Genomic DNA, 6000 nt, shown 5'->3' with positions numbered 1-6000 from the left:
GCCCCGGCTCCGAAGGCGGCTGCTCCCAAGGCAGCTCCCAAGGCTCCGGCGCCCGCAGCATCCCCTCAGGCTCCCCCGCAGCAAGGCGCCCCGCAGCAGGGCGCAGCTCAGCCCGCCGATCAGCAGATCCAGCTGATCTATGCGCCCTGGACCAAGTTCTGCCTCAAGGGCCAGGACGCCAATGCCAAGCAGGTCTGCTTCACCGGCAAGGACGGCCGTATCGAATCGGGCCAGCCGGTCATCGCGGCCGTGATCATCGAGCCGGAAGGCGAGCCCAAGAAGATCCTGCGCGTGACGCTGCCGCTCGGCATGCAGCTCGTGCACGGCACCCGCATCATCGTCGACAGCAACGCGCCGCTGCAGCAGCCCTATGTGATCTGCTTCCAGAACGGCTGCATGTCCGACTACGAGGCCACGCCCGAGCTCATCAACAACATGAAGAAGGGCCAGAATCTCGTTGTCCAGGCGATCAATGCCAACGGCGCGCCGCTGACGCTGCCGCTGCCGCTCGCCGGCGAATTCCAGAAGGCCTATGACGGTCCGCCGACCGATCCGAAGGTGTTCGAGGAAACCCAGAAGAAGCTGCAGGAAGAGCTGCAGAAGAAGGCCGAAGAGCAGCGCAAGAAGCTCGAGCAGCAGGGTGGTGGCGCACCGGGCGCGGCTCCGACCGGTCAGAAGTAATCGGGAGCAAATCCCGGACGTGAAAAAGGCGCTCGGTTCGAGCGCCTTTTTTGCTGGCCGACGATCACGACGATCAGTTCAGCGAGGGATTGCGCGGGCGATAGCCGCCGGCCTTGTCCTTGACGAAGATCTCGGCGACCTGGGAATGCCGGACCGGCTCGCCGGAATCGTCCGGCAACAGGTTCTGCTCCGAGACATAGGCGACGTATTCGGATTCCGCGTTCTCCGCGAGCAGGTGATAGAACGGCTGGTCCTTGTGGGGCCGCACTTCCTCGGGAATGGACAACCACCATTCCTCGGTGTTGTTGAATTCCGGATCGATGTCGAAAATCACCCCCCGGAACGAGAAGATCCGGTGGCGAACGACCTGTCCGATCTGGAATTTGGCGGTCCGCGCTTTAATCATCCCCCGTCGATAGACCAGGATTGTGGCCGATGCTAGTGCCCTCAGCTGGAATTAACCTTCGTCTCCGGGGCGGATAGCCCCCAAGCCTTCAGAAAAAACTTCAGCAATGGTCGATATCCTCAATCTGGCGCTGCCTTATTTCGGCTTGATCTTCGTCGGTTTCGCTTGCGGGAAGGTCAAGTCCATCCCGGAATCGGGGCTCGCCTGGATGAACTTCTTCCTGCTCTACGTGTCGCTGCCGGCGCTGCTGTTTGCGATCATGTCGAAGACGCCGTTTTCGGAATTGAATAACCCGCCGTTCCTGATGGCGACGACGCTGGCGACGGTCGCGGCATTCACGCTGGCACTGGTGGTCGGCAAGCTATTCGGACGGCTGACGCTGCGCGAAGCGACGCTCGCGGGCCTCTCCGGCGGCTACGGCAATATCGGCTATATGGGCCCGGGCCTCGCACTCGCAGTGCTGGGGCCGAAGGCGGCCGCGCCGACCGCGCTGATCTTCTGCTGCGACAGCATCTTCCTGTTCACGATCGTGCCGCTCTTGATCGAGCTTTCCGACCGCGACCATCCCTCGCTCGTCCATGCTTTCGGCGTCGTGCTGAAGCAGATCGTGCTCAATCCGCTGATCATGTCGGCTTGCTTCGGCGCGGCGGTGGCGGCGCTGCATATCGAGCTGCCGGTCGCGCTCGACCGCACCATCACCTTCCTGCAGAACGCGGCCGCGCCGACCGCGCTGTTCGTGCTCGGCGTGACCGTGGCGCTCCGCCCGTTCGATCGGGTGCCGTGGGAGGTGCCGGGCGTGATCGCGGTCAAGCTGCTGATCCATCCGCTCGCGGCGTTCGCCTTGATGCTGGCGTTCGGTCCGTTCGCGCAGCCCTGGGCCGCCACCGCCGTGCTGATGGCCGCGCTGCCGCCGGCGCTCAACGTGTTCGTCATCGCCCGGCAGAACGATGCCTGGATCGAGTCCGCCTCGGTCGCGGTCCTGCTCGGCACCTTCGCGTCGGTGGTCACGCTGACCAGCGTGATGTGGGCGATCCAGACGGGACGGTTGGCGTTTCCTTAAGCGGGGCAGGAAATGCGGATGCTTGCCGACTTCAGCACTATCAACGAACTTGGCCGCAAGATGCTAGATGAATTGGCGCAGCCTCGCGCGGCCTAACGTAGCAGTCAGGCGCGCATCAGGCTGAGCCGTGCGAAATCGGCGCGAGAAACGACGAAATTGAGCCCCAGTGCCGCGCTCGGGCTCAGCCAGTTCTAGCAGCGACTGAAAGGCTCTAACGGATTGCGGGAGGGCATCTTCGCATTGGTATTGATGCTTTGAACATACCGCATCACGAAACCTGCGATCACATCGGCGGTTTGAATCCCTGCCGACGCGTTCGAGGAAGCAAAGGTAAGATGCGCGCCTTGAGTGAAGCCGTAGTCGGCGTGCGGCAAGGGCCAGGTCAGGCCCCGCTCCGCGAATTCCTCGCATGCACGTTTTCCGTCGTCGAGCACGTGATCGTATTGCAGTTGCTCATCGTGGATGATCTGGACACCGTCCATCTCCTTACCTCGGAAGAGATTGATACGCGCGTAGAGATTTGTGAACGACGAGAGGTTCGGCAGAAGCCAGTACGGCTTCCCCGCTTTGCTAAGGTCAGGCACAGGAAGAAACGCCCGACGGTCGGGCTCCAGACTCTTAGCGTCAGTCTCAAAATCGGCGAAACTGTCCGCCACGATCTCATGCACGAATTCCGCGTTGCTATCGTCCGGCATACGGCTTTGCAGCCATCCGAGCAGCTCGACAAACGCACGCCGGGTCAATAGAACCGAAGGGGCCGTGCAGGCGTCGATATATGCCCGTATGACGTTGAGCGGCATCAAGGCGTGGAGATACTCCGCAACTGCGTTCTTCATCCGGATCACGTCGGCACGGCGATCGAATTCCCCCGCAACCGGCGGGATGACAAAATGGTTGACCATCGTGGTGCAAATGAAAAACCGCTTCTCGACCACCTCGATGAAAACTGGGCAACGACCCTCTTCCAAATATGCGATCAAGTCCGCCACGAACCCCGGCTTGTTTTTCAAGGTCGACGATTTTAACTCGGGAGTCTTGATGCGGTGCCGCAGGCGGAGCCGTTCAAGCGCGCTCGCAAGGCCCTCGCTGTCATCGACTCCAAGTCCAGCCAGCACGAACACCGGTTGCTGTCCGAAATCGAGCGCATCGCCCCCCTTCACAAGGTCGCCGGAGTTTCCGCTCTCGTCGATATAGAAGTTGCGAGCCGACGAGGCTGACGGACGGGCTCGCAGGAGCGAGGCGTGCATCAGATCGCCGCGCGTTGCAAGGCGTCTCTAAAGGCCGGACCGACGAACTCGGACAACATCCGTTGAGCCCAAGGCCGTCGTACATTGTCTGCAAGCTTCGCAGTCTCGCGCAGCGCAGCGTCGAGGCGGGCTAGAAGCGCCAAGGAGCCTTCTGCGACGACGCTGCGAATCCAATCCTCCAAAGCCGGCCCTTCCTCACTCACGCGCCTGAATAGAGAAAATGTGAGGGGCTCGACGATGCCGGCGGCATGGCAGACAATTTGGCCGTACCCAGTGATGTGATGGGTCAGGACCCCCCGGCTGTGAATGACGGTATCGGGCCGACGGAGCACATGCGGGCACCGACCGATCTTGGCGAGTAGTTCCAAATCAATCCGCACAGTCTCGTCCTGACGAATAAATCCGATGCGCTGCCCGGCCAAATGCGAGAGGATCAGCCAAGCATGGTAATCGCCTATCATCTCACCGAGACCTTCGTCTGGATCAACCGGGAAGGTATGGCGGTGGCCTTTGAACTCACCGACAAAGGAGCCGTCATCCTGAAACGTCATGTCCATCATGCCTATGCCAGGAACATGCATCGCAACCTTCATGCCGGGTGTGATGGGCGTCTTCTTCGGCGGCATCTCGACCAGCGCGGACACAGCATCCAACGGGACGCCGGAGTTGCCATGCATCATCGCATCGGCGAAAGCGCAGGCGGCGATGATATCGCCAAGTGGAAGACGCGACGTTATCTCGACCAGCGAACGGGCCATATCAGCAGCATCATTGCGCGCGCGCTCAATCAGATCGGGGGAAAGAACGGCGGATGCTTCGCTGGCAAGCAGTTCGGGCAGGCGCACAAATAGCACCGGCTCCCCGGAGGCATGAAGACTTGGTTTTAGGTATCCGCGCGTCATCAGGCTTTCGACCTCGCTGAGCGCAAGGAATTGTAACAACGTTTGGCGGCGAACGACGAAGGTTGCCATCGACTCCAGCATCAAAGCGATCGGACGCTTGGTATCTTCCGCATCGGTCAGGACAGCCTTGGCAATCTCGCGAAATTGCCGGCGGAGCTCGTCGTTGCGGAATCGCTCGCGCGTGTGACCGATCAGATCGAGGCTCAGCTGCGCAGGGAGCACAGCGGCCCGGTTGAGCCTTTCGCCGGGATCGGGTGCGTACCGACCGCCAAGTGCGCGCAAAATCCATGGTACCCGCAGCTCAGCCGTCGATTGGCTGCCGTGCATGACAGCCAAGCGATGATCCCACAACTGTCCCGCCGCCTGTTCGAACTCGTCGTCGTCGAGCAAGTCCAGTTCAATCCTTGCGTCTACGCGTCGTCCAATCGCCGATGCCTGTCGTCCCTTGGCATGATCCACGAGTTTTTTGACCACCGCATCGTCGACCGTCACCACTAGCCGCAACTGTGCGCCGAAGTTCGGTGAACTCAGATCCTCCAGATCACGCCGCAGCCGATCGTGCTCAGGACCGACGCCGTCAACCGCAAGAACGAGAGCCGGGCCGTCCGCGCGCGAGAGCCGAGCAAGCCACGTGCGAGCTTCTTCGGCAGTGACCGGCCAAGCCAGCGCCGAGGTGAGAAGATCGGCAACGGCTTGGAAGACGCCACTGCCTTCGTCCGCCGGAATGAACAGGACCGCCATATCGGCAGAGTCCGCCGTACGCCACACCATCTCGCGCAGCAGGCTACTCTTGCCGACCAGCGGCGCGCCCTCAACCAACAGTAGTCGCTTGCCTCGCTCCAACTCCGCTTCGACCACTGCGGAGGCCTTGCGCGGGAACAGAAAGCCACGTACGAACGGCCGCGTCGGGTCGTCCCACGCGCCGCTCAGCTCGTCGACATACGCTTGGGACGCGCCTCGTACGGCCTGCATCCATACCGTGGGATGTGATCCCATCAGCGTGCTGACGGCGTTCTTCAGGTCGTGACCGGCGGCTTTGGCGGCAGCGGTGACGAGTTTGTGGAATGTTTCCTCGGACATGGAGCCGGGCTCAAGTTCCTCGCCGCTGTAGGAGTCAAGAATGCGCGTCTCGTCGCCGTTGGTCACGACCACCAGCGGGAACCGTGGCCGGATCACGCTCGCGTAGGATAGGGCTTGCGCAACATCGGCCGCCGTGAGGGCGAGTCCCGCGCGCTTTAACTCGAGCACAGCGAGCGGCGTCTCGTTCCAACGAACCAAGGCGTCGGTGCGCCCTTCCGCTTGGAAATTCCTGGCCCCCTCGATATCGATGGTTGCGTGCCCGAAGTTGAAAGAAAATCTGGTTTGATGGCGGATCGCATCCGCGGGCAGCCACGGAAACACCTTGCGGATGGCTCGGGGGATTTCGGCTTCGAGGTCAGCCTCGGTTGGGGATCTCGTCAATTGTGTCGCAGTCATCGAAATCCATCGATCTAAAAAATGGCCTGAGCCTTCCCGAAGTGCGTTTGCAGCAGCTACGAAGGGATCGTTCGGACTGACGAGAAAGCGTCAAGCTATTCGTTGCAAGATATGGGGATTTCAAAGGGGCCGCGCTACCACAGTCTGGCGTCTCCACTCACGATGATGCGCAGCATGAAGTCTCGGTCGTCGATATCTACAAAAAGACATTTAGATCAATGGCTTGCG

The 6000-nt window shown here is 61.2% G+C and carries 5 protein-coding genes; 2 read left to right on the top strand and 3 right to left on the bottom strand.

Going from position 1 to position 6000, the window contains the following annotated elements; translation table 11 throughout:
- Positions 1–681: invasion associated locus B family protein (locus I6F20_RS37120; protein WP_225131441.1), on the top strand; the 681-nt coding region annotated here is incomplete at its 5' end.
- 73 nt (positions 682–754) lie between these two features.
- On the opposite strand, the gene hspQ is transcribed toward I6F20_RS37120, so the two are convergent.
- Entirely contained in the window at positions 755–1087 is a 333-nt protein-coding gene (gene hspQ / locus I6F20_RS37115; protein WP_024341905.1) for a heat shock protein HspQ, read from the bottom strand.
- Positions 1088–1193: 106 nt separating this feature from the next.
- Here hspQ and I6F20_RS37110 point away from each other — a divergent pair, with 106 nt between their 5' ends.
- Positions 1194–2147 (top strand): AEC family transporter, encoded by a 954-nt coding sequence (locus I6F20_RS37110; RefSeq protein WP_225131439.1) that lies wholly within the window; start codon positions 1194–1196, stop codon positions 2145–2147.
- A gap of 191 nt (positions 2148–2338) precedes the next feature.
- Here I6F20_RS37110 and I6F20_RS37105 read toward each other — a convergent pair whose 3' ends face one another.
- On the bottom strand, positions 2339–3394 hold the full coding sequence (locus I6F20_RS37105) for a DUF3800 domain-containing protein (RefSeq protein ID WP_225131437.1): 1056 nt from the start codon (positions 3392–3394) through the stop codon (positions 2339–2341).
- Entirely contained in the window at positions 3394–5772 is a 2379-nt protein-coding gene (locus tag I6F20_RS37100) for a type I restriction enzyme HsdR N-terminal domain-containing protein (protein ID WP_225131435.1), read from the bottom strand. The genes I6F20_RS37105 and I6F20_RS37100 overlap by 1 nt, the downstream gene beginning before the upstream one ends.
- Between the last annotated feature and the right edge of the window lie 228 nt (positions 5773–6000).

This window comes from Bradyrhizobium sp. IC3123 (assembly GCF_020193625.1).
GTDB classification, from domain to species: domain Bacteria; phylum Pseudomonadota; class Alphaproteobacteria; order Rhizobiales; family Xanthobacteraceae; genus Bradyrhizobium; species Bradyrhizobium yuanmingense.
Note: the sequence above shows the minus strand (reverse complement) of the source record. Positions and strands in the feature narration are given on the sequence as shown.